Raw genomic sequence first — 23,140 nt, 5'->3', positions numbered from 1 at the left:
GTCAGAGCTGCGGCGCCCGCCCAGAACGCACGCGGCACATGGCCGGCGCGACGGGCTGACAAGGTAGGAATCACGGGGTTTCTCCTCGGTGGTTAAGGGTCTGAAAAAAGACGAACGCACCCCGGCCGGCGATTTCCAGCAAAGGAAACCGGCAAGAAAAAGCGGACGGGGAAAGAAAGAGGACGGGCCCTCGGCGCGACGCGAGGCCGGGGGCCGTCAGCGGCGCGGACTCAGCGTGCGGCGCGCACGGCCTTGGCTGGCTCGGCCGTCACCGCGGAGGCAACGGGCGCGGCGGGAGGCACCACCTCCTCGACCTTGGCGCGCGCAGTGACCGCGGTCACGCCCTTGGCGGGCAACTGGCCCAGCTCCCAGCGCAGCGCGCGGTACTCGGCATAGGGAACCGGTTCCGGCTTGCCATTCACCTGGCGCGTCAGCGGCTCGGCCGCGAAGACGCCCTCCTTGGTCGCCGCCTTGACCAGCGTCGCGCCGGGCTTCGCGGTCTTGGGCAGGTACTCCAGCCCCTCGGGAATCGGGAGGTTGGCCACCAGGCCGCTGACGCTGCGACCCGTGTGATTGGTGTAGGTCGCCGTGTATTCCAGGATGTCGCCCGGCTTGACCGAGGCGGCCTCCACCAACTGCTCCTTGCCCTGCGGGTCCTTGATCACCTTGGACTGCTTGAGCACCACGGCCACGCCCTTGTCCTGAGCCGCGCCCGCCACCACGGGCGCGGCCTGCACGCCCTGCGCCAAGGCCAGGCCGCCCCCGCTCAGCGCCATGACCACGCCGAGCCCCAGGCTCAGCCGCACGGTCAGCCGGGCCAGGGGCCCGACAAACGAATTCAAATGAAACGCACCATTGATAGACATGAACGATCTCAGCCTTCCGCAAGATTGAAAAACCACCCGGCGCTCGCAAGACGTTGCCGCAACATCTCTTCACGCCAGAAAAAAGAATGAACAATTATTCTTCATCACATCGCGAATTCGCTGATGAAATCGGCCATTGAGTCGCTTATCCAACAAGAAACACGCAAAAAGCATTAACTTGTTCACGCACCAAGTTTGTGCTTTGTGGATTTTTGAGAGCATTCACTCTCTTTTTTGTGAGACCAAGTGTGTCCCGAGGCAACCGGGATCGACCGCATTGACCCGCGGCCCCCCGCCGTGGCACAAAGCCCGCGATGGCAGCACCCGCCGAACCCGTCGCCTACCCGGCGCACCTCGTCGAAGACTGGCGGCTTCGCGATGGCCGCGCGGTGCGCATCCGCCCGATCCATGCCGACGACCTCGCGATGCACTCCGCCTTCGTCGCGGGCCTGTCCGACCGCACCGGCTACCACCGGCTGTTGTCCCCGCGCAAGCCCCAGCCCGACGAACTCTGGCGCATGACCCACATCGACTACGCGCGCGAGCTCGCGCTGATCGCCACCACCGAGGTCGACGGCGCCCGGCAGCAGATGGGCGTGGTGCGCTACGTGCGCGGCGACACGCCGGAGACGGCCGGCATTGCCGAGTTCGCGGTGGTGATCGCCGATGCCTGGCAGCGCCACGGACTGGCGGAGAAACTGATGCGCGCGCTGATCGCGGCGGCGCGCGATGCGGGTGTGCGGCAGCTGGCCGACATCACGCTCTACGACAACCTCGCAATGATCGCGCTGGCGCGCAAGCTGGGCTTCAAGGTGCAGCGCGATGCGGGCAACCCGAACGTCAGCCGGCTGCGCCTCGCGCTCGACCCGCCCGGCTGACTCCCGCCGGCAGCCCGGGCAGCCTCAGCGGCAGCTCGCGCCCGCTGCCGACGCATGCAAAGACCGCCCGCCCGGCACGCTCCATGCGTCGCCCTTCCCTGCCCATCGGAAGCGCCCCAAGTGCCCCGAAAAGCGCATCGAAAGGATTCAGTAACCAAGTTAAACAAACTTAAAACTACTTCCTTATGATGCGAAACCTTTTTTCGCCGGAAGCAGAGAGACCCGTCCATGGTTCAGCTCGCGTTGCGTCGTCCGTACACCTTCATCGTCATGGCGATGCTGATCGTGCTGGCCACGCCCTTCGTCCTCTTGCGGATGGCCACGGACATCTTTCCGGAGATCAACATCCCGGTGGTGTCCGTCATCTGGAACTACACCGGCCTGCCGGCCCAGGAGATGGGCCAGCGCATCTCGGGCCAGGTGGAGCGCGGCCTGACCACCACCGTCAGCGACATCGAGCACATCGAATCGCAGTCGCTGGCGGGCGTGTCGATCATCAAGGTGTTCTTCCAGCCCACCGCCAACATCGAGATGGCGATCTCGCAGGTGGTGGCCTCGATGCAGGCCCAGGTGCGGCAGCTGCCGCCGGGCATCACGCCGCCGCTGGTGATCAAGTACTCGGCCTCGAGCGTGCCCGTGATCCAGCTCGCGCTGTCGAGCCCGACGCGCTCCGAGAACTCGCTGTTCGATGCCACCGTGAACCAGTTGCGCCCGCAGCTCATCACGGTGCCGGGCGCGGCGATCCCCTTTCCCTACGGCGGCAAGAACCGGCTGATCTCGGTCGACCTCGACACCCAGGCGCTGCAGGCGCGCGGCCTGTCGCCGTCGGACGTGGTGAATGCGATCAACACGCAGAACCTGATCCTGCCCTCGGGCACCGCCAAGTTCGGCGCCACCGAGTACGGCGTGCGCATGAACGGCTCGCCCGACGCGATCGCGGGCCTCAACGACCTGCCGATCCGCACCGTGAACGGCGCCACGGTCTACGTGCGCGACGTGGCCTACGTGCGCGACGGCTTCTCGCCGCAGACCAACGTGGTGCGCCAGGACGGCGTGCGCGGCGTGCTGCTGTCGGTGCTCAAGAACGGCGGCGCCTCCACGCTGGACATCGTGGCCAATCTGCGCGCGATGCTGCCCGTGGCGGCGCAGACCATGCCGCAGGACATCAAGATCACGCCGCTGTTCGACCAGTCGGTGTTCGTGAAGGCGGCCGTCAAGGGCGTGGTGTTCGAAGCCATCCTGGCCGCCGCGCTGACCGCCGCGATGGTGCTGCTGTTCCTCGGCAACTGGCGCAGCACGCTGATCATCGGCCTGACCATCCCGCTGTCGATCCTGGCCTCGATCCTGGTGCTCTACGGCCTCGGCGAAACGCTCAACCTGATGACCCTGGGCGGGCTCGCGCTCTCGGTCGGCATCCTGGTGGACCAGGCGATCGTGACCATCGAGAACATCGAGCGCCACCTGCACATGGGCACGCCGCTCAAGGAGGCGATCGAGGTCGGCGCCGGCGAGATCGGCAACGCGGCCTTCGTCTCCACGCTGTGCATCTGCATCGTGTTCGTGCCGATGTTCTTCCTCTCGGGCGTGGCGCGCTTCCTGTTCGTGCCGCTGGCCGAGGCCGTGGTGTTCGCGATGCTGGCCTCCTACCTGCTGTCGCGCACGCTGGTGCCCACGCTGGTGATGCTGCTGATGGGCGGCGTGCACGGCCAACCTGACGAGAACGCGAAGCCGAGCGCGCTGCAGCGCGTGTACCGCGCCTTCGACCGCCGCTTCGAGCGCGTGCGCCGCGCCTACACGCTGCTGCTGTCGGCGATGCTCTCGCGCCGCGGCGGCTTCATCGCGGTCTTCCTCGGCTTCTGCCTGCTGTCCTGCCTGCTCTATCCGGCGCTGGGCCGCGACTTCTTCCCGACCGTGGACGCCGGCCAGATCCGGCTGCACATGCGCGCGCCCACCGGCACCCGCATCGAGGAGACCGCGCGCCTCACCGACCAGGTCGAGGCCGCGATCCGCGAGCTGGTGCCGCCCGACCAGCTCGAGACCATCCTCGACAACCTCGGCGTGCCCAACAGCGGCATCAACCTCTCCTACAGCAACGCCGGCACCATCGGCACCTTCGACGCCGAGATCCTGATGTCGCTGAAGGACGGCCACCGGCCGACCGAGGAGTTCGTGACCACGCTGCGCGCCGAGCTGCCCAAGCGCTTCCCGGGCATCGAGTTCTTCTTCCAGCCGGCCGACATCGTCACGCAGATCCTCAACTTCGGCCTGCCGGCGGCCATCGACGTGCAGTTCAGCGGCAACGACATCGCGGGCAACGCGGCGCGCGCGGCCGAGCTCACCAAGGCGATCCGGCAGATCCCGGGCGCGGTCGACGCCCACGTGCACCAGCGCCTCGACGGACCCTCGGTGGACCTGACGATGGACCGCTCGCGGCTGCAGCAGTACGGACTGACCGCCTCCAACGTGGGGCAGAACGTGCTGATCGCGCTGTCGGGCAGCTCGCAGACCGCGCCGGCCTACTGGCTCAATCCGCAGAACGGCGTGGTCTACAGCATCGCGGTGCAGACGCCGCAGTACAACGTCGACTCGCTCGATTCGCTGCTCAACATCCCGGTCGGCGCAGCCGGAGCGGCGGCGGCGCCCGGCGGCGCTCAGCAGCTGCTGGGCAACCTGGTCGACGCGCGCGCGGCGCGCCAGCCGGCGATCCAGTCGCGCTACAACATCGCGCCCGTGATCGACGTCTACGTCAGCGTGCAGGGCACCGACCTCGCGAGCGTGGCGAGCAAGGTGCAGGCGCTGGTCGACGAGATGCGGCCCAAGCTCTCGCGCGGCAGCCGCGTCGACATCCGCGGCCAGGTGCAGACCATGCAGTCCTCGTTCATCGGCCTGGGCGTGGGCCTGGCGATGGCGATCGTGCTGGTCTACCTGCTGATCGTCGTGACCTTCCAGTCCTGGCTAGACGCCGCGATCATCATCACCGCCCTGCCCGCCGCGCTGGCGGGCATCGCCTGGATGCTGTTCATCACCGGCACCACGCTGAGCGTGCCCGCGCTCACCGGCGCGATCATGACCATGGGCGTGGCCACGGCCAACTCGATCCTGATGGTGTCCTTCGCGCGCGAACGGCTGGCCGCGGGCATCCCGCCGCTGTCGGCCGCGCTCGAGGCCGGCGCCACCCGCATCCGCCCGGTGCTGATGACGGCGCTGGCCATGATCATCGGCATGATCCCGATGGCGCTGGGCCTCGGCGAAGGCGCCGAGCAGAACGCGCCGCTGGGCCGCGCCGTGATCGGCGGCCTGCTGTTCGCGACGGTGTCGACGCTGTTCTTCGTGCCCGCGGTCTACGCGGGCGTGCACAGCTGGCTCGCGCACCGGCGCGCCGCGCGCGGCGGCGCCCATCCGTCGGCCGGCGCCACCGCGCAGGAGCACTGAGCGATGCCCGCACCATCCGATCTTTTCGACACCCTGTTCGACTTGTTGTACCTGCCGCGCACCGAGCCCTCCCACGGCCGCGCGGCCCGCCACGGAAACGGCCCCGCGCCGTACAGCGCATGACAGAGCAACGCCATTCGGCATTGGCCATCCACCCCATCGCCGCCGACGACGGCGACGGCCCCGAGCTGCTGCGGCGGCGCCAGATCGTGCGGCGCACCCGCTGGCTGGTGCTGATCGTGCTCGTGCTGCTGGCGCTCGGCGCGGCACGCACGGTGTTCGTGCGCATCGCCAACGCACGAGAGCTGCAGGCCAGCACGGTCGAGCATGCCAAGCAATACGTGCAGACCGCGCTGCCGCGCACGCCCACCGCGGGCCAGAAGCTGGCGCTGCCGGGCACGCTGCAGGGCTACGTGCAGTCGCCGATCTCGGCGCGCGCCAGCGGCTACCTCAAGCGCTGGACCAAGGACATCGGCAGCCGCGTCGAGAAGGGCGATCTGCTGGCCGAGATCGAGACGCCCGAGATCGACCAGCAGCTGTCGCAGGCCATCGCCGCGCGCAACCAGGCGGCCTCGGGCCTCGAGCTCGCGCAGAGCACGGCGGCGCGCTGGGAGAACCTGCGCAAGAAGGACGTGGTCTCGCAGCAGGACCTCGACGAACGCCGCAGCGCCGTCGCACAGGCCACCGCCAACGTGGCGGCCGCCGATGCCAACGTGCAGCGCCTGAAGCAGACCGAGGGCTTCAAGCGCGTGGTCGCGCCGTTTGCCGGAGTGATCACGCGGCGCAACGTCGACACCGGCGACCTGATCGATGCCGGTGCCGGCGGCGGCGCGGGCCGCGCGCTGTTCGTGCTGGCGCAGACCGATCCGCTGCGCGTGTACATCAACGTGCCGCAGGCCTATGCCCAGCTCGTGAAGGCCGGCCAGCCGGTGGTGGTGACGCAGGCCGAGCTGCGCGGCCAGAAGTTCAGCGGCCAGGTCGCGCGCACCGCGGGCGCCATCGACACCACGACGCGCATGATGCAGGTCGAGGTCTCGCTGCCCAACCGCGACGGCGCGCTGCTGCCGGGCGCCTACGTGCAGGTCGAGCTGCCGCTGGCCGCGAGCGGCACGCTCACGGTGCCGGCCAATGCGCTGCTGTTCCGTGCCGAAGGCACGCGCGTGGCGGTGGTCGATGCGCAGGGCCGCGTCGGCCTGCGCCCCGTGACCTTGGGCCGCAACTACGGCGAGAACGTCGAGGTGGTCGACGGGCTCGCGGGCACCGACCGCATGGTGCTCAATCCCTCCGACTCGCTGGCCGATGGCGACATGGTCGCGGTGGCGCCCGATGCGCCGGCCGATGGCGCCAAGCCCGGCGCGGCACCGGCTGCAGCACCGGCGGCGGCCAAGAAGGAACCCGCGTGAGCATGCGCCGTCCCGCCCTCGCGGCGATCGCGCTCGCCGCCGTGATGCTGGCCGCGGGCTGCGCGGTCGGCCCCGACTACAAGGCGCCCGAAACCCCGCTGCCCGTGAGCTGGAAGCTCGAGGCACCGTGGCGCGAAGGCACGCCCAACGACATCGCCGACAAGGGCCCGTGGTGGAAGCGCTACGGCGACCCGCAGCTCGACGCGCTGCAGGACCAGGCCGTGGCCGGCAGCCCCACGCTCGCCATCGCCGGCGCGCGGCTCGCGCAGGCGCGCGCCACGCTGGCCTCGAGCTCGGCCGCGCAGTACCCGCAGCTCGGCCTGGGCACGCGCGCTTCGCGGCTCAAGATCTCGGCCAACCGGCCGCTGACCAACTACAACACCGCCAATTCGTCGACGGTGCAGAACGACTTCGCGCTCTCGCTCAACGCCAGCTACGAGCTCGACCTCGCGGGCCGCGTGCAGCGCAGCGTGGAAGGTGCCACCGCCTCGGCCGAGCAGTCCGCGGCCGACCTCGCCAACACGCGGCTGCTGCTGTCGGCCGACGTGGCGAGCAGCTATTTCAACCTGCGCTCCACCGACATCGAACTCGACGTGCTGACGCGCTCGATCGCGCTGCAGCGGCGCGCGCTCGAGCTGGTGACGGCGCGCCACGACCTGGGCGCCGTCTCGGGCCTCGACGTGGCGCAGCAGCAGGCGCTGCTCGAGACCACGCTGACGCAGGTCGACGTGCTCAAGAAGCAGCGCGCGCAGTATGAGCATGCGCTCGCCACGCTGACCGGCACGCCCGCGCCCTCGTTCGCGCTGGCGACCGACCTGCGCGAGATCCGCCCGCCCGCGGTACCGCTGGGCGTGCCCTCCGACGTGCTCGAGCGCCGGCCCGACGTGGCCTCGGCCGAGCGCGCGATGGCCGCGGCCAATGCGCAGATCGGCGTGGCGACCGCGGCCTTCTATCCGAGCATCCTGATCGCGCCCACGGTCGGCGTCGACAGCCGGCTGATCGAGTCGCTGTTCGATGCGCCCAGCCTTCTGTGGTCGGTCGGCGTGTCGGCCACGCAGGTGCTGTTCGACGGCGGCCGCGTGCGCGCGGGCGTGGACTTCGCGAAGGCCGGCTACGACGCCACCGTCGGCAACTACCGCCGCGTGGTGCTGACCGCGATGCAGGAGGTGCAGGACGGCATCGACGGCCTCGCGGCGCTCGAGCGCGCCACCGCCCAGGCGCAGTCGGCCGTGGCGGCCGCGCGGCGCGTGCTCGACATGGCCAACAGCCGCTACGAGGGCGGTGCCTCGACCTACCTCGACGTGATCACCGCGCAGCAGTCGCTGTTGACGGTGGAGCGCCAGGCCGCGCAGCTGCAGGGGCAGCGCCTGCTGACTTCGGTGTTCCTCGTGAAGGCGCTGGGCGGCGACTGGTGCGGAGACAGCGGCGCGGACGCCGCGCTCGCCGCTAGAACAGGCTGCCCTGCCCCGGGTCGCCAGGTGGCCGAAAAGCGCTGAGGTCGAGCGCGATGCGCTCGCGGTTGAAGCCGATGCGCGCGGTCGCCTTCTCGAAGCGCTGGCGCAGCAGGTCGGCCCACAGGCCGGTGCCCTTCATGCGCGTGGCGAAGTCGGCGTCGTAGTCCTTGCCGCCGCGCACGTCGTGGATGCGCGCCATGATGCGGTCCGCGCGCTGCGGGTAGTGCAGCGCCAGCCACTGCTTGAACAGCGGCGCCACCTCCCAAGGCAGCCGGATCATGGTGTAGAAGGCGCTGCGCGCGCCCGCCTCCCAGGCCGCCTCGAGCACCTGCTCCATGTCCTCGGTCACGAACGGAATCTGCGGCGCCACGCTCACCCCCACCGGCACGCCGGCCTCGGCCAGCGTGCGGATGGTGCGCAGCCGCCGGTGCGGCGCCGCGGCGCGCGGCTCGAGCTTGTGCGCGAGTTCGCCGTCGAGCGTGGTCACGGTCACGTACACCGCCGCCAGGCCGCGCGCGGCGGCCGGCGCGATCAGGTCGAGGTCGCGTTCGATCGCGCTGGACTTGGTCACCAGCCCGAAGGGGTGGTTGACCTCCGACAGCAGCTCGATCAGCGAGCGCGTGATGCGCAGCTCGCGCTCGATCGGCTGGTAGCAGTCGGTGGCCGTGCCGATCGCGATGTGGCTGGGCCGATAGCTCTTGCGGCCCAGCTCGCGGCGCAGCACCTCGACCAGGTTGCGCTTGGCGATCAGCTTGGTCTCGAAGTCCAGCCCCGGCGAGAGGTTGAGGTAGCTGTGCGTGGGCCGCGCGAAACAGTAGATGCAGCCGTGCTCGCAGCCGCGGTAGGGGTTGATCGAGCGGTCGAAGTAGATGTCGGGCGAGTCGTTCTCGTTCATCGCCGACTTCACGTCCTCGAAGCGCACCTCGGTGGCCAGCGGCTCGAGCTCGTCGGCCTCGGCGGCGTTCTCCTCGAGCGTGCCCCAGCCGTCGTCGAAGGCATCGCGCTCGTCCTTCGAGAAGCGGTGCGCGAGCCGCGTGGCGGCGCCGCGGCCCTTGATGGCATGGATGGGGATGTGGGCGGCGGGTGGCATGGCGCGACTCCTTCGCGATCTCGATACTGTTTAAACATACAGTATTTCACCATTCGCTCAGCCTTTGGCAATTTTTTAATTTCTTTCTTGACAGAAATTTCGGAAGTCCTAGACTCCAGCGCATGGAACTCACCGACATCCAACGCAAGTTCGTCCTCCACTGGGGCGAGATGGGCTCCATGTGGGGCGTCAACCGCACCGTCTCGCAGATCCATGCGCTGCTGTTCGTGCACGGCAAGCCGATCCATGCCGAGGAGCTGTCCGACACCCTGGGCGTGGCGCGCTCCAACGTGAGCAACAGCCTGAAGGAACTGCAGGCCTGGAACCTGGTGCGCGTCACCCACATGCTGGGCGACCGGCGCGACTACTTCGAGACCAGCGTCGACGTCTGGGAGCTGTTCCGCACCGTGGTGCGCGAGCGCAAGGAACGCGAGTTCGACCCCACCATCCGCATGCTGCGCGAGATCGTCGCGAGCCCCGATTTCCAGAAGGAATCGGCCGATGCGCAGGACCGCATCCGCTCCACCATGGACCTGATGGCCAAGCTCGCCACCTGGGCCGACGAAATGCTGCGGCTGTCGCCCGGCACGCTCGACAAGGTGCTGACGCTGGGCGCGAGCGTGCAGAAGTTCGTCCGTGGCGATGCGCCCGCGCCCGCCACCGGCAAGGACGATCCCGACGCCCACCATGCGAGCCTGCCGATGATCTGAGGCCGGCTCTTTTTTTGCCCATTTATTTCTGTTTTGACAGAAATATCGAGAACGAAGAACACCATGTCCCGCTCCACCGCCATCGCCTACCCGCTGACCGTCTACTACGACGCCACCTGCCGCCTGTGCACCGCGGAAATGGGCGCGATGAAGGCGCGCGACGCGGCCACTCGGCTCGTCCTGGTCGACTGCTCGCCGCCCGATTTCGATGCCGGCCCCGCGCCGCGCGAGGCCCTGATGACCGCGATCCACGTGGTCGATGCGGCCGGCCGCGTGCAGGTCGGCGTGCACGCGATCCGCGCCTGCCGCGAGGCGGTCGGCCTGCCCAGCGGCGGCGCCCTGCTCGACCTGCCGCTGGTCGCGCCGCTGGCCGACCGCGCCTATGCCGCGCTGGCGCGCAACCGCCAGCGCCTGCCCGGCTGGTTCGTGACCCTGCTCGCCGGCCCGGCCGCGAAGGCCTCGCGCACCTGCGTCGACGGCCAGTGCCGGCTCTGACGTCCGCCCCCCATTCCCCCACCAGGAGTTCACCGCATGCCCAGCGTCTTCCAGCCCGACTTCCGCCTGCCGCACACCGCCGAGGCCCCGGCCCCGGTCAGCCGCGCCGACACGCAGGACTACTTCACCGAGGTCGCCACCGACTACGGCGCCTGGAGCCCCAGCTACAACATGCACTTCGGCTACTGGCGCGCGGGCCTGAATCCGCTGCGCCGCGAAGGCATGCTGGTCGAGATGAACCGCGAGGTCGGCCGCGCGCTGCGGCTCGGCGAGCGCCCCACGGACGACGGCCGCCACTGCGTGCTCGACCTGGGCTGCGGCGCTGGCGCCACCGCGCGCACGCTGGTCGGCGACGACCGCCGCCTCTATGCCGTGACCGTCACCAACGTGGCGGTGCAGAACCGCATCGCCGCGCGCCTCGATGCGCAGGCCGGCGTGGCCGACCGCATGGCGCACCTCGAGGCAGACTACACGCGCACCGGCCTGCCGGCCGCGCAGGCCGACGGCGCCTGGGCGCTCGAGAGCGCCTGCTATGCCGAGGGCACCGCCAAGGCCGACTTCGTGCGCGAGGCCGCGCGCCTGCTCAAGACCGGCGCGCGGCTGGTGGTGGTCGACGGCTTCCTGCTGCGCCGCGAGCCCGGCCGCCTCGCGCGCTGGCTGCACCGCCTGTGGGCCGACAGCTGGGCCGTGCCGACGCTGGCCGTGCGCGCGGACTTCGTGGCCGCGCTGCGCGAACACGGCTTCGAGGACATCGAGGTGCGCTCGCTGCGCTGGCGCGTCGCGCCGAGCGCGCTGCACATCCCCGCGCTCGCCACCCGCTTCACGCTGGCCGAGCTCTGGAAGGCGCGCGGACGCCTGAGCCCCTGGCGCCGCAAGCACATCGTGGCCAGCTACTGCGCGCTCGCGCTGGGCATGTTCTGGCGCGACTTCGACTACTGCATGGTCAGCGCCACGCGGCGCGCCGACTGAGCCCGCACCCGCACACACACCGAAGAGGAGAAGGATCCCGATGCGCAACGAACCCGACGACGACACCCGGTTCTCCGGACTGGCTCCGATCGATGGCCCCGCACCTCCCGCCGGGGATCCGCCGAAGCGCCGCCTGCCCTTTCGCTGGTTCTGGCCGATGCTCGCCGGCGCGGCGATCGCCTTCGTGCTGCGGCTCGCATTCAGCGGCGCGCCGGGCCACGGCTACTCGGCGATGCTGGGCACCTTCATCTTCCTCGCACCCGCGCTGTGCGGCGCGGTCACGGTCTACGTCGCCGAGCGCATCGAGCGCCGCAGCTGGACCTACTACCTGGTCGCGCCCTGGCTGTCGACCGCGCTGTTCGTGCTGGGCACGCTGTTCGTCTTCATCGAGGGACTGATCTGCGCGATCGTGGTCGTGCCGGTGTTCGCCGTCATGGGCAGCCTCGGCGGCTTCGCGATGGGGCTGGTCTGCCGCGTCACGAACTGGCCGAAGCCCGCGCTCTACAGCTTCGCGGTGCTGCCATTGGTGCTGGGCGCGATCGAGCCGCAGTTCCCGAACCCCGAGCGCCTCTCGTCCACCGCGCGCACCCTGTTCATCGCGGCACCGCCCGAGCGCGTGTGGCACGAGATCAACAACGCGGGCGCGATCCGCCCCGAGGAGCTCGGCGATGCCTGGGCCTACCGCATCGGCGTGCCGATGCCGGTGTCGGGCGTGACCCGGGAGACGCCCGAGGGCCGCGTGCGCATGGTGCGCTGGCAGAAGCAGGTGCATTTCGAGGAGCTGGTCACCGAGTGGGAACCGGCGCGCCACGTGCGCTGGCGCTACCGCTTCGCGCCCGACTCCTTCCCGGCCGGCGCGCTCGACGACCACGTGATGATCGGCGGCCACTACTTCGACCTGCGCGAGTCGGGCTACACGCTCGTGCCGCGCGACGGCGGCACCGAGCTGCGGCTCGACGTCTCGTGGCGCGTCAGCACGCGCTTCAACTGGTACGCGGACCGCCTCGCGCAGTTCCTGCTCGGCGATTTCTCCGAGCACATCCTGCGCTTCTACAAGGCCCGCAGCGAAGCCACGGCGACCGCCGATGCGCACACCGGCCCCATGATCCGCCCATGAGCCACGACACCCGCCCGGTCTTCCAGCAAGCGCTCGGCCCCGCCTGGGACCGGCTGGGCGACGCGATCCGCCGCCACTACGCCATGGCGCCGCATTCGAACGACCACGTCTGCGTGCGCGGCACCATGCACGAGGTCCACCATGCGCCCTGGGCCGCGCTGCTGATGCCCTTCGGCCGGCTGTTCGGCGCCCTCGTGCCCTACACCGGGCGCGAGGTGCCGATCGAGGTCCACTACCGCTGCCGGCCCGACGACCCGCACCTCTACTGGGACCGCATCTTCCGTTTCGCGGGCCGCGCGCCCTTCCACTTCCGCTCGCACATGGAGCACGACGCGGCCGACGGCGCGCTGGTGATCGAGTACGTGCGCTTCGGCATCGGCATGCGCCTCGCGGTGAGCGCCGAGGACGGTGCCCTGGTGTTCCGCGACCGCGGCTACGTCTGGCGCTTGGGCCGCCTGCGCATCCCGCTGCCGCTGGGCCTGCTGCTGGGCACGGCCTACGTCGAGGAACGGCCCGACCCGCGCGACCCCGACGCCTTCAGCATGCGGATGCTGCTGCGCCACCGCTGGTTCGGCGACGTGTTCCGCTACAGCGGCAGCTTCCGCCTGCCCGACGACCTTCCCAACGACAGGTGATCCGCGCCGGCGCCACAATCGCCCCACCATGCCGCGCCGCCCCGAGAACCTCTACCCGCAGTACCACGCCCACGTCTATTTCGGCCCCGCCACCGTGGCCCGGGCCCGCGCGCTGTGCGAGCAGGCGGGCCGCGAGCTGATGGTGGTGGTGGGCCGGGTGCACGAGCGCCCGGTCGGCCCGCATCCGCACTGGAGCTGCCAGCTCGCCTTCGACGCGGCCGAGTTCGACGCGGTCATCGGCTGGCTCGACAGCCACCGCGACGGCCTCGACGTGTTCGTGCACGGCGTGACCGGCAACGACCTCGCCGACCACACCGACCACGCGATGTGGCTGGGCAACGAGAGCGCGCTCGACCTAAGGATGTTCCGGCACTGACCGGGACGGCGCGTCCTCCGCCGCGCCGTGCACCTTGAAGAAGCGCGCCCCCTCCACCTTCTGCCCGATCGCCTGCTCGTAGGCCGCGCGCACCGCCTCGGGCTGCCCGGCCTGGCCGAAGAAATCCTTGAGATAGGGGCCGAGCAAGGGATGCGCCGCGAGCTCCCGGCGCGGCAGGCCCTTGACCATCTCCTCGCGACAGGCCGAGGGCAGGAACACGTCGCGGTTCTTCCGCGGATCGCGGATCAGCCCCTTGGGCTCGTGCGCCGGGTCGGCCTGCATCGCCTCCAGTTCCTCGAAGAAGCGGCGCCGCATCATCACGATGCCCTTGTCGCTCTGGCCGAGCTTCTCGCGCGTGCGGTCGGTGACGGCACCCTGCCCCACCCACACGGCGAAGTCCTGGTTGGCGACGTGGCTGGTGATCCAGCGGCCCGTGACCGGATCCCGGGTGGGCCCGTACCACGACGGAATGCGTTCCTGCACATAGGGCTCCTGCTCGGTCGGCACGCGGCTCAGCACCCACAGCACGCTCAGCGTGTGGTGGTCGTCGATCGGCACGCGCCATTCGAAGTGATGGCCGAGGAAGAAGCCGTTGGGCCACAGCGTGACGCGCCCCTCGGTCCACATCGGGTTGTCCTCGCGCTCGCCGCCGCGCAGCCGCCGGTAGACGAAGCCGTGCTCGAACTCCTCGAACGCGAGCTTCAGGTGCGTGGGCACGTACGGGCCTTCCTCGCCCTGCAGCCGCGTGGTCCAGTTGTTGTGCGTCCACTCGAAATGCACCGGGTCGATCGAGTTCTCCTGGCACTGGAACCAGTTGCACGGGATCTCGGCGAACACCGCCTGCGCGAAGCCGTTGGCGCAGTTGAACAGCTCCCAGTCGGGCAGCAGCGGCGCGGGCTGCGGCCCCATGTAGGCCCACAGCAGCCCGGCCTTCTCCTGCACCGGGTAGGCCTTGATCCGCGTGCTGCGGCGCATGCGCGCGCCGGGGTCCAGCGTCTCCTCGAAGGGCTGGTGCACGCACTGCCCGCCCGCGTCGTACTGCCAGCCGTGGTAGCTGCAGCGCAGCCCGCACTGCTCGACGTAGCCGTAGGCCATGTCGGCATTGCGGTGCGGGCAGCGCCGGTCGACCAGCCCGTAACGGCCGCCGAGGTCCTTGTAGAGCACCAGGTCCTCGCCGAGGATGCGCAGCGGCTTGACCGCCTGCGCGTCGAACTCGCTCGCACCGGCGACCGGGTGCCAGTAGCGGCGCAGGTAGTCGCCCATCGGCGTGCCGGGGCCCACTTCGGTCAGCAGGCGGTTCTTCTCTTCGCTCAACATCGTCGTCTCCTGGTTCCTGGTCAATCCGCACGGACGCCGAACTCGCGCACGAGCCGGCCGAAGCGCTGGTCGTCCTGCGCGATCTGCCGCGCCAGCACGGCGGGCGCGCCGCCCACCGGCTCGATGCCCAGCGTGGCCATGCGCGCCTGCACCTCGGGCATGCGGAGGATCTCGTTGAAGTGGGCGTTGAGCGTCTGCACGATCGCCTCGGGCAGCGCCCGCGGCCCGAGCAGGCCCATCCAGGCGTTCAGGTCCACGTCGCGCCAGCCGAGCTCGTACAGCGTGGGCACCGTGGGCAGCAGGGCCGCGCGCTGGCGTTGCGCCACCGCGAGCGGCAGCAGCTTGCCGGCCGCGATGTGGCTGGCCACGGCACCGGGCGTGATCCAGCCCACGCTCACATGGCCGCCCAGCGCATCGTTGACCACCGGCGCCACGCCACGATACGGCGCATGCACCAGCGCGATGCCGGCGTCGCGGTTGAACAGCTCGCCCGCGATGTGCATCGGCGAGCCCGCGCCCGGCGTGCCGTAGGTCAGCGCGCGCCCGGCCTTCGCGGCCGCCACGAGCTGGGTCGCGCTCTGCAGGCCGGTCGAGGGCGCCGTCACCAGCAGCAGCGGGATGTCGCCGGTCTTCACGATCGGCGTGAAGTCCCTGACCACGTCGTGCGCCACGCCGGGACCGGCCTTGAGCACGTGCTGCGCGATCGGGAAGGTGCTGGGCGTGAACAGCAGCGTGTAGCCGTCGGCCGGCGCCTTCGCCACCCAGGCGTTGCCGATCATGCCGCTCGCGCCGGGCCGGTTGTCGATCAGCACCGGCTGCCCGACGCGCTGCGACAGCTTCTCGGCATAGGTGCGCGCGATGGCGTCGGTGTCGCCGCCGGCCGGGTAGGCCACGACGATGGTGATCGGCCGCGCGGGCCAGGTCTCGGCGGTGGCGGTGGCGGCGAACGCGCTCAGCGCCGAGAACAGCGTCGCGGCGGCCATCGTCCGGCGCCGGAGTGGATTCATCATGGGCTTTCCTTTCTTGCCTGTGCGTGGAGCCACGGGATCGGGGCCAGTGCAATGTAGGAAGCCGGGCGCGGGGCCCCAAGATATAGTTTCACTGAGTGAACCACTTCGGAAGGCCGCGGCATGTCGGACACCCAGGGCGCGCAGGGCGTGAAATCCATCGACGCGCTGCGCCGCGGGCTCGAGGTGATGCTCGCGATCCAGCGCTCCTCGGCCGCCACGCTGTCGGAACTCAGCCGCCAGACCGGGCTGTCGAAGGCCACGCTGCTGCGCATCCTCAAGACGCTGCAGCAGGCCGGCTGGGTGGAGCGCAACGAACTCGAGAAGCGCTACGTGCCGACCTCGGCCGCCGGTGCCCCGGGCCCGCTCGTCGAGTGGCGCGCGCGGCTGTCGGCGCTGGCGGCGCAACCGCGCGCGACGCTGCAGCGCAAGGTGCCCTGGCCCACCGACCTCGGCGTGCGCGACGGCAGCGCGATGCTGATCCTCGACGCGCACCGCCCGATCAACGGGCTGGCCGTGAACTACCGGGTGCTGGGCTTTCGCCCGCCGATGCTGATGTCATCGCTCGGGCGCTGCTACCTCGCCTTCTGCCCCGAGGACGAACGGCGCCAGCTTCTCGCGGCGCTCGCGCGTTCGCCGCACCAGGTCGACCGCGACGCGCGGCGGCCCGAGAACGTGCGCCGCATGGTGGCGAACGCGCGCGCCCAGGGCTACGTGTCGCGCGACCCCACCGCCACCAGCATGGATTCGCCCGACCGCTTCGGCGCCATCTCGGTGCCGGTACGACTCGACGAGCGCGTGGTCGGCTGCATCAGCTGCGCCTGGCTGCCCGCGGTGCGCAGCGAGCGCGAGATGGTGGCGCAGCACCTGGCCGACCTGCAGGCAGCCGCGCAGGGCATCGAGCGCAAGCTGCGGCAGGCCGGCTTCGAGCCGGCGCCGCCCCCGGGCTGAATCAGAACTCCGCGTCGAGCTCGTCGATCTCGTCGGGCTCCTGCTTCGCCGCCGCCACCCATTCCTTCATCGCAGGCAGTTCCATCACGCGCTTGCAGTAGGCCGTGCAGGCGCTGTCGAGCGCCACGTCGTAGCTCAGGAAGCGGGTGACCACGGGCGCGTACATCGCGTCGGCGATGCCCGGCTGCTCGCCGAACAGGTAGGGGCCGCCGTAGGCCTTGAGGCATTCGCGCCAGATCGCCACGATGCGGTCGATGTCGGCCTGCGCGCGCGACCACACCTTGAAGTTCTTGAACCGGGCCTTGATGTTCATCGGCAGCGCGCCGCGCATGGCCGCGAAGCCCGAATGCATCTCGCCGCAGATCGCGCGGCAGTGGGCGCGGGCCGCCACGTCGGTGGGCAGCAGGCCGGCCTTGGGCTTGATCTCGTTGAGGTACTCGCCGATCGCCAGCGTGTCCCACACCTTCACCGAGCCATGCTGCAGCGAGGGCACCAGCATCGAGGACGACAGCAGCAGCATCTCGGCCTTCATGGCCGGATCGTCGGGCGGGATGATCTTCTCGCTGAAGTCCAGGCCCGCCAGCCTGCACATCAGCCAGCCGCGCAGCGACCAGGCGCCGTAGTTCTTGCTGCTGATGGTGAGAACGGGTTTGGCCATCGGGTGTGCTCCTTGGTGCCGGCAAGCGCCGCCGGTGGCCTCAGACGTGCAAGCCCTGTGCCACCCGTTCCATCCCGGTGCGCCCGGCCTTGGCCCGCAACTTGCCTCTGGCACTGCAACGCACCACAACCATGCTCTACCGCGTCTACCAGAACCAGGCCGACCTGCTCTCCCCGCTGCGGCTCGCCTCCCAGTACATGGCGCGCGCGCTCTGGCAGGACGGCAGCGAGCGCACCATGCAGCGGCGGCTGGCGGCGCAGTGCGAGGTGTTCTCGCGCATGCGGCTCACCCACAGCCGGCCGCCCTACGGCATCGCCAGCGTGCCGGTCGACGGCGACGAGGTCGCGGTGCACGAGGAGGTGGCGCTGAGCGCGCCCTTCGGCACCCTGCTGCATTTCAGGAAGGACGGCGACCATCCCACGCACCCGCCCGTGCTGCTGGTTGCACCGTTGTCGGGCCATTTCGCCACCTTGTTGCGCGAAACCGTGCGCACCCTGCTGCGCGACCACGACGTCTACCTGACCGACTGGCACAACGCGCGCGACGTGCCGCTGTGGCAGGGCCGCTTCGGCCTCGACGACTACACGCTGCAGCTCATGGCCTTCCTCGAGGCCGTCGGCCCCGGCGTCCACATGGTCGCGGTGTGCCAGCCCTGCGTGGCCGCGCTGGCCGCCACCGCGCTCATGGCCGAGGACGACAACCCCGCCACCCCGCGCAGCCTCACGCTGATGGCCGGGCCGGTCGACTGCCGCATCAACCCGACCGCGGTGAACCGCCTCGCCACCGACCGGCCCATCGACTGGTTCCGCCGCAACCTCATCAGTCACGTGCCCTGGCCGCATGCGGGCGCGATGCGGCGCGTGTACCCGGGTTTCCTGCAGCTCGCGGCCTTCATGAGCATGAACCCCGAGCGCCACAAGAAGCAGTTCGAGGACATGTACCGCCACCTGGTCGAGGGCGAGCTCGAGAAGGCCCGCACCATCGGCAACTTCTACGACGAGTACCTGGCGGTCAACGACCTGCCCGCGGAGTTCTACCTCGAGACCGTGGAGCGCGTGTTCCAGACCTACGACCTGCCGCGCGGCCAGCTCACCGTGGGCGACCGCACCGTGAACCCGGCCGCGATCCGCCGCACCGCGCTGCTCACGGTCGAGGGCGAGCGCGACGACATCTGCGCGGTGGGCCAGACCGTGGCGGCGCAGGACCTGTGCACCGGCGTGCGGCCCTACCTCAAGGCCCATCACCTGCAGGCCGGCGTGGGGCACTACGGCGTGTTCAGCGGCAGCAAGTGGAACGCACAGATCTATCCGCGCGTGCGCGAGACCATCCACGCGGCCGCCGAGCTGCACTGAACTACGGCTGGGGCAGCGCGGCCTCCACCGCCGCCGGCTGGGCCGGCCGCCCTCCCGCCTCCAGATATTTCCAGTACGCCACGTACCCCGAGAGGTAGTGCTCCACGTCGTCGATGCGCACGCGGAAGCTGTGGTGGCGGATGAAGAAGCTGCCCACGATGCGCTGCGGATTGCGGAAGAACATCGCGAGCTCGGGCCAGAAGTGCCCCGTGAGCAGGTAGCGCGCGCGCTGCTCGAGCGCGCGGTAGAACTTCTCGATGTCGAAGCCCTCGAGCAGGTGCGCATGCGCGGGGTCGGCCTGCAGCCGCGTCACCATCTTCTGCGCCGCCATCATCAGCTCGAGCAGGGTCGGGAAGGTGGTGATGCGATTGAGCACGAACTCGAGGTGGTCGCGCACATTGTCCAGGCCGAAGCGGAAGTAGCGCTCTTCCGGCCGGTACAGCGTGAGCTCGTTGACGCAGTAGCTGAGCCAGTGGTCGTGCGCCTCCCAGTGCCGCGCCTCGATGAAATGCGCGAAGGCTTTCTCGACCGCCCGCAGCCAGCGCTCGTCGCGCGTCAGGCCGTAGAGCCGCATCAGTCCGAAGGCGGCCTCGCCGTCGTAGTAGATGATGCGATTCTCTTCCTTCACGCGCAGGTCGGGATGGTGGAGCACATGCACGAAGCGGCCGCTGGCCGGGTCCTGCATGTGCAGGATGCCGAGCGCGAGCTGCTCCATCAGCGGCAGGTAGGCCTGCTCGCCCGTGAGCTCGGTGTACTTGACCATCGCGAGCAGGCACACGGCATTACCGCCGAGCTTGATCTCGTCCTCGATGTCGACCAGGAACGCGGCCCGCGCCCCATCGGGCAAGGTGGCGGGCCGGATCAGCTCGCCCGTCAGGTGGCCCAGCGCGCGGTCGATCGCCGCCTTGTGCTCGGGCTTGCGCGTCAGCTCCCAGCCCTCGATCAGCGCATAGGTCGAGCTCGCGTGGCGCAGCGCGTTGTAGGTGGGAATGGCGCGGTCGAAGCAGGGAAACCAGCCGTAGTGGTAGGCGCCCGCGCTCTTGACCTGGCGCGCGAGGTAGGCGGTGCTGGTCTCGACGATCTGGCGCACGCGCGGCGCGTCCCAAGCCGGCAGCCGGCGATAGCCGCGGCCCACGCCTTCGTGCTCGATGCGGTGCGCCTCCTTGCCGTCGGTGAACACGGCGCGCGTGTCGAACACCCACACCGGCTGCTGCGGATCGGTGGGCCAGCTCAGCTCGCGGCCGTAGCGATGCTGGCCGAACAGCCGGAGGTTCGCCGCGTTGGGCGTGGCCTCGTCGAACTTGCCGTCGTAGAGCACGGCATGGGCGCCGATGTCCTGCTCGAGCATGGCCACCGACAGGTCGGCGTCGAAGGCGATGCCGCTGCGGAAGTAGTTGCGCTTGGTGGCCAGCAAGGCCTGCTGCAGCCCCTTCCAGTGCATCGCCTGCACCGTGTGGACCACGTCCGCGCGCAGCCAGATCGGCGCCGTGCTCTGCTTGCGCAGCCAGGTCTGCAGCAGTTGCGCGCCGCGGCGCCACACCTCCTCGAAGTTCCTGCCGCGCACCGTCACTACGTGGGCGCGCTCCTTGCCGTTGCAGGCCGACAGGAACAGCACGCCCGCGCCCTCGGGCGCCGACGCCTCCATGCACTCGGCCCACGTCGCGGCCACCGCGGGCTTCGCGCACGCGAGCAGTTCACCCAGACTCATCGAAGATTCCTCACATGGCTTCCATCGGCTGGCGATGCGATGGCTGCGCGCATTGTCCCTCGTCCGAGTGTCATTCCCAGGGCCGGGCCACCGCCGCTTCGTACTCCCGCGGCGTGCCGCAGAAGACGATCTGCTCGGCGCCGATCAGTTCGTAGGCCACGCGCGCGCCGCGCTCGATCAGCGCGTTGTAGCAAGGCGCGATGTAGTACTCGCCGCGCGTCAGCAGCTGGTGGCGCTGCTGGTGCTCGAAGGCCTCGTCGAAGACGCTCGCGTCGGCGAAGTGGTAGAGGCCGTCGCTGCACAGGTTGGAGATCCGTTCCTTCTCGGTGGTGCGCAGCACCGAGCGATCGGGCCCGGGTTCGACGAAGGACCAGTGCTCGCCCTCGCCTTCGAACACCTCGAGGTAGCCGGCGGCGCCATCGGCCAGCGCCGACTTGCGGAAACCGGGCCGGATGGTGTCGATGTTGAAGACGTAGACCGCTTCGTCGCTGCGCAGCGCCTGCAGCCCGCGGTGCACCGAGTCGGCCTGCCCCAGAGTGTCGCCGTCGAGCTCGACGATGTGGAAGGACTTGACGCCCAGCGCCTTGAGTTCGCGCACCAGGAACTCGACCACGTCGTGGTCGCGCCGCACCACGAACAGGAACAGGTCGTCCTGGAAGTAGCGCTCGAAGGACTTCACCACATGGAAGAACACCGTGCGCCCGTGCAGCGGCAGCCGGTACTTGGGCAACGTGTAGCCGGCCTCGGTGAAACGGCGGCTCTGGCCCATCATCGGAATCACGAACATCCCTCAGTGCTCCATCTGTTCGTAAAGGCGCAACGCATTGGCCAGCATCGCGCGCTGGCGACGCGGCGCGTCCTGGTGCAGCGGCAGCATCGACAGGAACAACAGCACCGTGATCGGCGCCACGTGGCGCGCGGTCATGCCGTTGAGCAGCGGCAGCGCCGCGAACAGCTTCTGGATCGCGGCCACGTCCTCGTCGGCATGGATGCGCAGGCGGAAATCCAGCCCCGTCCCGTCGTCGATCTCGAAGGCATCGGCCACGATGTAGTCGTACAGCCCCAGCACCGAGTGCGCGAGCTTCGCGAGGTCGTAGCGCAGGTCGCCGACGAGCCGCGGCTCGTCGCGGAAATTGAGGCCGCGCGGATCGATCAGCTTGATGCAGTCCGAGCGGGTGTCGAACAGGATGTTGCTGAAGCACAGGTCGCCGTGCATCACGCCCGGCACCAGCGGCACGCGCGCCGCGGCCTCGAGGCAGCGCTCGAGGATCTCGGCCAGCGAGGGCAGCGCGCGCCCGTTGAGCCGCGTGGGCAACGACAGGCTCGTCCCGCTCGCCGTGGCATAGGCATCGAGCCGCGCGCGCGTCTTGTCGCCCAGCATGCCGCGGCTGTCCTGCGCCACCGCCTGGCGTTCGCGCTCGCCCAGCGGCACCGCCGTCTGGCAGGCCGCCAGCCAGTCGGCCAGGTGCCTGAACACGCGCGACCAGAAGGCGGTGGAGTTGCGGCCGTGCACGTAGAGCTCGTTGAGCGGCGCCATGCACAGGTACTCGAGCTCGTAGCCGTAGCCCTCCTCGACCGCGCCGCGGTCAAGCAGCTGCGGCGCATACACGCGCAGCCGCGGCGGCAGCGCGTCGAACCAGCGTGCCTCGGCCTCGAGCTTGCGCGGCTGGCTGCCGGTCTTGCGCACGCGCCGGTCGCCGATGGCGAGGTCGTTGAAGGCGCGCTGCGTGGTGATGCGCGCGCGCGAGCGGTAGAAGGTGTTGACGTGGCCGAAGTCCGACCACTGCGCGGTCTGCACGCGCTGCAGGTAGCAGGCCTCGTCGTAGGCCGAGACCGCGCGCTCGAACGAACCGCGCGCGGCCACCAGGCATTTGGCGAGCCGGCTGACCGACTGGAACGCGAAGTAGCCGCACCACACGCGCACCGCGGTCTCCGTGCCGTGGTCCACCTGCCAGTCGTAGTCGTCGGCCGACTCGGCCACGCTCAGGCAGTCCCAGCCCGTCGGCAGGTCGTTGATCAGCGTGTCGCCCAGCAGCAGCCGCATGCCGTCGTCGTAGCGGCCCACGGTGTTGATCGAGAACAGCAGCGAGTCGGCCAGCGTGAGCCCGTCGGGCACGCGCAGCACCTGGATCGCGTGCGCTTCCAGCGCCTGCGCGTCGCGGTGCGAGACGGCATGGCTCTCGGGCAGCGAGAGGTAGATGGGCTCGCCCGGGAAGTGCCTTGCCAGCAGCGCGGCCTGGTGCACGAACAGCCGGTGGTTGGCCACCGGCAGGAAGGCCGGCGGCAGGCGGCCGAACTCCGACTGCAGCTCGGAGTCGACGTAGGCCGCCGAGGTGACGACGATCACTTCTCTTGCTCCAGCAGCCGGTCGATCTCCTCGCGGCTGTACTTGAGGAATTCCGAGGGACGGATCGCGCGGTCGTCGACGTAGAAGCCCTCCTCGCCGCACCAGGGCTTGCCGACGTGGATCTCGTCGTAGGGCACGTCGTGGCGGGCCAGCCAGTCGATGATGATCGGCAGCGTGTGGGCGTTGATGCGGCCGACGTTGCCGCCGAAGCTGTTGACGTTGCGGCTGGTGTAGATCGAGATCGCGAAGCCCTGCTCGCGGTAGCTGCGCAGCCGCTCGATCATGTCCTCGCGCGGGCGGGCATTGGGATAGTCCTTCCGTTCCGCCACGCACAGCGTGTGGTCCAGGTCGAAGATCAATCGTTTCAAACAGGGC

General features: G+C 69.9%; 21 protein-coding genes. 12 read left to right on the top strand and 9 right to left on the bottom strand.

The window, feature by feature from the left end; all coding sequences use genetic code 11:
* Nucleotides 1-230: 230 nt before the first annotated feature.
* A complete protein-coding gene (locus AC1HIL_RS14085; RefSeq protein ID WP_479672038.1) occupies nucleotides 231-842 on the bottom strand; it encodes a hypothetical protein in 612 nt (203 codons plus the stop codon).
* Nucleotides 843-1,180: 338 nt separating this feature from the next.
* Between AC1HIL_RS14085 and AC1HIL_RS14080 the strand changes: the two genes are divergently transcribed.
* The 4 genes from AC1HIL_RS14080 to AC1HIL_RS14065 all read left to right on the top strand — a co-directional run bounded on the left by AC1HIL_RS14080 (nucleotide 1,181) and on the right by AC1HIL_RS14065 (nucleotide 8,075).
* The gene (locus AC1HIL_RS14080; protein WP_261210481.1) at nucleotides 1,181-1,744 is read left to right on the top strand and encodes a GNAT family N-acetyltransferase; all 564 of its coding nucleotides are present in this window, start codon (nucleotides 1,181-1,183) and stop codon (nucleotides 1,742-1,744) included.
* A 228-nt stretch (nucleotides 1,745-1,972) separates the two neighbouring features.
* On the top strand, nucleotides 1,973-5,176 hold the full coding sequence (locus tag AC1HIL_RS14075; protein WP_479672037.1) for an efflux RND transporter permease subunit: 3,204 nt from the start codon (nucleotides 1,973-1,975) through the stop codon (nucleotides 5,174-5,176).
* 119 nt (nucleotides 5,177-5,295) lie between these two features.
* On the top strand, nucleotides 5,296-6,579 hold the full coding sequence (locus tag AC1HIL_RS14070; RefSeq protein WP_422097595.1) for an efflux RND transporter periplasmic adaptor subunit: 1,284 nt from the start codon (nucleotides 5,296-5,298) through the stop codon (nucleotides 6,577-6,579).
* Nucleotides 6,580-6,581: 2 nt separating this feature from the next.
* Complete coding sequence (locus tag AC1HIL_RS14065) at nucleotides 6,582-8,075, top strand: efflux transporter outer membrane subunit (RefSeq protein WP_479672036.1); 1,494 nt, start codon at nucleotides 6,582-6,584, stop codon at nucleotides 8,073-8,075.
* Here the strand turns inward: AC1HIL_RS14065 and AC1HIL_RS14060 are convergent.
* A complete protein-coding gene (locus AC1HIL_RS14060) occupies nucleotides 8,026-9,123 on the bottom strand; it encodes a PA0069 family radical SAM protein (RefSeq protein ID WP_479672035.1) in 1,098 nt (365 codons plus the stop codon). The genes AC1HIL_RS14065 and AC1HIL_RS14060 overlap by 50 nt on opposite strands.
* A gap of 122 nt (nucleotides 9,124-9,245) precedes the next feature.
* On the opposite strand from AC1HIL_RS14060, the gene AC1HIL_RS14055 reads away from it, so the two are divergent.
* From AC1HIL_RS14055 to AC1HIL_RS14030, 6 genes are all read left to right on the top strand, one after another.
* Nucleotides 9,246-9,833: a GbsR/MarR family transcriptional regulator gene (locus AC1HIL_RS14055; protein ID WP_413764012.1), complete on the top strand. Its 588-nt coding sequence runs from the start codon at nucleotides 9,246-9,248 to the stop codon at nucleotides 9,831-9,833.
* A 63-nt stretch (nucleotides 9,834-9,896) separates the two neighbouring features.
* Complete coding sequence (locus AC1HIL_RS14050) at nucleotides 9,897-10,328, top strand: thiol-disulfide oxidoreductase DCC family protein (RefSeq protein WP_479672034.1); 432 nt, start codon at nucleotides 9,897-9,899, stop codon at nucleotides 10,326-10,328.
* Nucleotides 10,329-10,364: 36 nt separating this feature from the next.
* Nucleotides 10,365-11,297, top strand: a complete 933-nt coding sequence (locus AC1HIL_RS14045; protein WP_479672033.1) for an SAM-dependent methyltransferase — start codon at nucleotides 10,365-10,367, stop codon at nucleotides 11,295-11,297.
* A gap of 40 nt (nucleotides 11,298-11,337) precedes the next feature.
* Nucleotides 11,338-12,414 (top strand): SRPBCC family protein, encoded by a 1,077-nt coding sequence (locus tag AC1HIL_RS14040; protein ID WP_479672032.1) that lies wholly within the window; start codon nucleotides 11,338-11,340, stop codon nucleotides 12,412-12,414.
* Entirely contained in the window at nucleotides 12,411-13,049 is a 639-nt protein-coding gene (locus AC1HIL_RS14035; protein WP_413764016.1) for a DUF4166 domain-containing protein, read from the top strand. The genes AC1HIL_RS14040 and AC1HIL_RS14035 overlap by 4 nt, the downstream gene beginning before the upstream one ends.
* 28 nt (nucleotides 13,050-13,077) lie before the next feature.
* Complete coding sequence (locus AC1HIL_RS14030; RefSeq protein WP_261210471.1) at nucleotides 13,078-13,425, top strand: DOPA 4,5-dioxygenase family protein; 348 nt, start codon at nucleotides 13,078-13,080, stop codon at nucleotides 13,423-13,425.
* Here AC1HIL_RS14030 and AC1HIL_RS14025 read toward each other — a convergent pair.
* Together AC1HIL_RS14025 and AC1HIL_RS14020 are read right to left on the bottom strand one after the other, a co-directional pair.
* Nucleotides 13,405-14,742, bottom strand: a complete 1,338-nt coding sequence (locus AC1HIL_RS14025) for a Rieske 2Fe-2S domain-containing protein (protein WP_479672031.1) — start codon at nucleotides 14,740-14,742, stop codon at nucleotides 13,405-13,407. The genes AC1HIL_RS14030 and AC1HIL_RS14025 overlap by 21 nt on opposite strands.
* 20 nt (nucleotides 14,743-14,762) lie before the next feature.
* The gene (locus AC1HIL_RS14020) at nucleotides 14,763-15,749 is read right to left on the bottom strand and encodes a tripartite tricarboxylate transporter substrate-binding protein (protein WP_479672494.1); all 987 of its coding nucleotides are present in this window, start codon (nucleotides 15,747-15,749) and stop codon (nucleotides 14,763-14,765) included.
* A gap of 123 nt (nucleotides 15,750-15,872) precedes the next feature.
* Between AC1HIL_RS14020 and AC1HIL_RS14015 the strand changes: the two genes are divergently transcribed.
* A complete protein-coding gene (locus tag AC1HIL_RS14015; RefSeq protein ID WP_093343200.1) occupies nucleotides 15,873-16,700 on the top strand; it encodes a helix-turn-helix domain-containing protein in 828 nt (275 codons plus the stop codon).
* Between the two features lies 1 nt (nucleotide 16,701).
* Here AC1HIL_RS14015 and AC1HIL_RS14010 read toward each other — a convergent pair whose 3' ends face one another.
* Nucleotides 16,702-17,358, bottom strand: coding sequence for a glutathione S-transferase (locus AC1HIL_RS14010; RefSeq protein ID WP_479672030.1), 657 nt, complete (start codon nucleotides 17,356-17,358; stop codon nucleotides 16,702-16,704).
* Nucleotides 17,359-17,489: 131 nt separating this feature from the next.
* Between AC1HIL_RS14010 and AC1HIL_RS14005 the strand changes: the two genes are divergently transcribed.
* Nucleotides 17,490-18,710 (top strand): polyhydroxyalkanoate depolymerase, encoded by a 1,221-nt coding sequence (locus AC1HIL_RS14005; protein ID WP_057592441.1) that lies wholly within the window; start codon nucleotides 17,490-17,492, stop codon nucleotides 18,708-18,710.
* A gap of 1 nt (nucleotide 18,711) precedes the next feature.
* Here AC1HIL_RS14005 and AC1HIL_RS14000 read toward each other — a convergent pair whose 3' ends face one another.
* The 4 genes from AC1HIL_RS14000 to AC1HIL_RS13985 all read right to left on the bottom strand — a co-directional run bounded on the left by AC1HIL_RS14000 (nucleotide 18,712) and on the right by AC1HIL_RS13985 (nucleotide 23,133).
* Nucleotides 18,712-20,418: a Mur ligase gene (locus AC1HIL_RS14000; protein WP_479672029.1), complete on the bottom strand. Its 1,707-nt coding sequence runs from the start codon at nucleotides 20,416-20,418 to the stop codon at nucleotides 18,712-18,714.
* 70 nt (nucleotides 20,419-20,488) lie between these two features.
* Nucleotides 20,489-21,205 carry a glycosyltransferase family 2 protein gene (locus AC1HIL_RS13995; protein WP_479672028.1) on the bottom strand — a complete coding sequence of 239 codons (717 nt, stop codon included), beginning with the start codon at nucleotides 21,203-21,205 and terminating at the stop codon, nucleotides 20,489-20,491.
* A 3-nt stretch (nucleotides 21,206-21,208) separates the two neighbouring features.
* On the bottom strand, nucleotides 21,209-22,765 hold the full coding sequence (locus AC1HIL_RS13990) for a phosphotransferase (protein WP_479672027.1): 1,557 nt from the start codon (nucleotides 22,763-22,765) through the stop codon (nucleotides 21,209-21,211).
* Nucleotides 22,762-23,133, bottom strand: a complete 372-nt coding sequence (locus tag AC1HIL_RS13985; RefSeq protein WP_057592437.1) for an HAD family hydrolase — start codon at nucleotides 23,131-23,133, stop codon at nucleotides 22,762-22,764. Before AC1HIL_RS13985 ends, AC1HIL_RS13990 begins: the two co-directional genes overlap by 4 nt.
* Nucleotides 23,134-23,140: the final 7 nt, after the last annotated feature.

It is taken from the genome of Variovorax sp. ISS6 (genome assembly GCF_056523145.1).
This window is presented reverse-complemented; position numbering and strand designations above follow the sequence as displayed.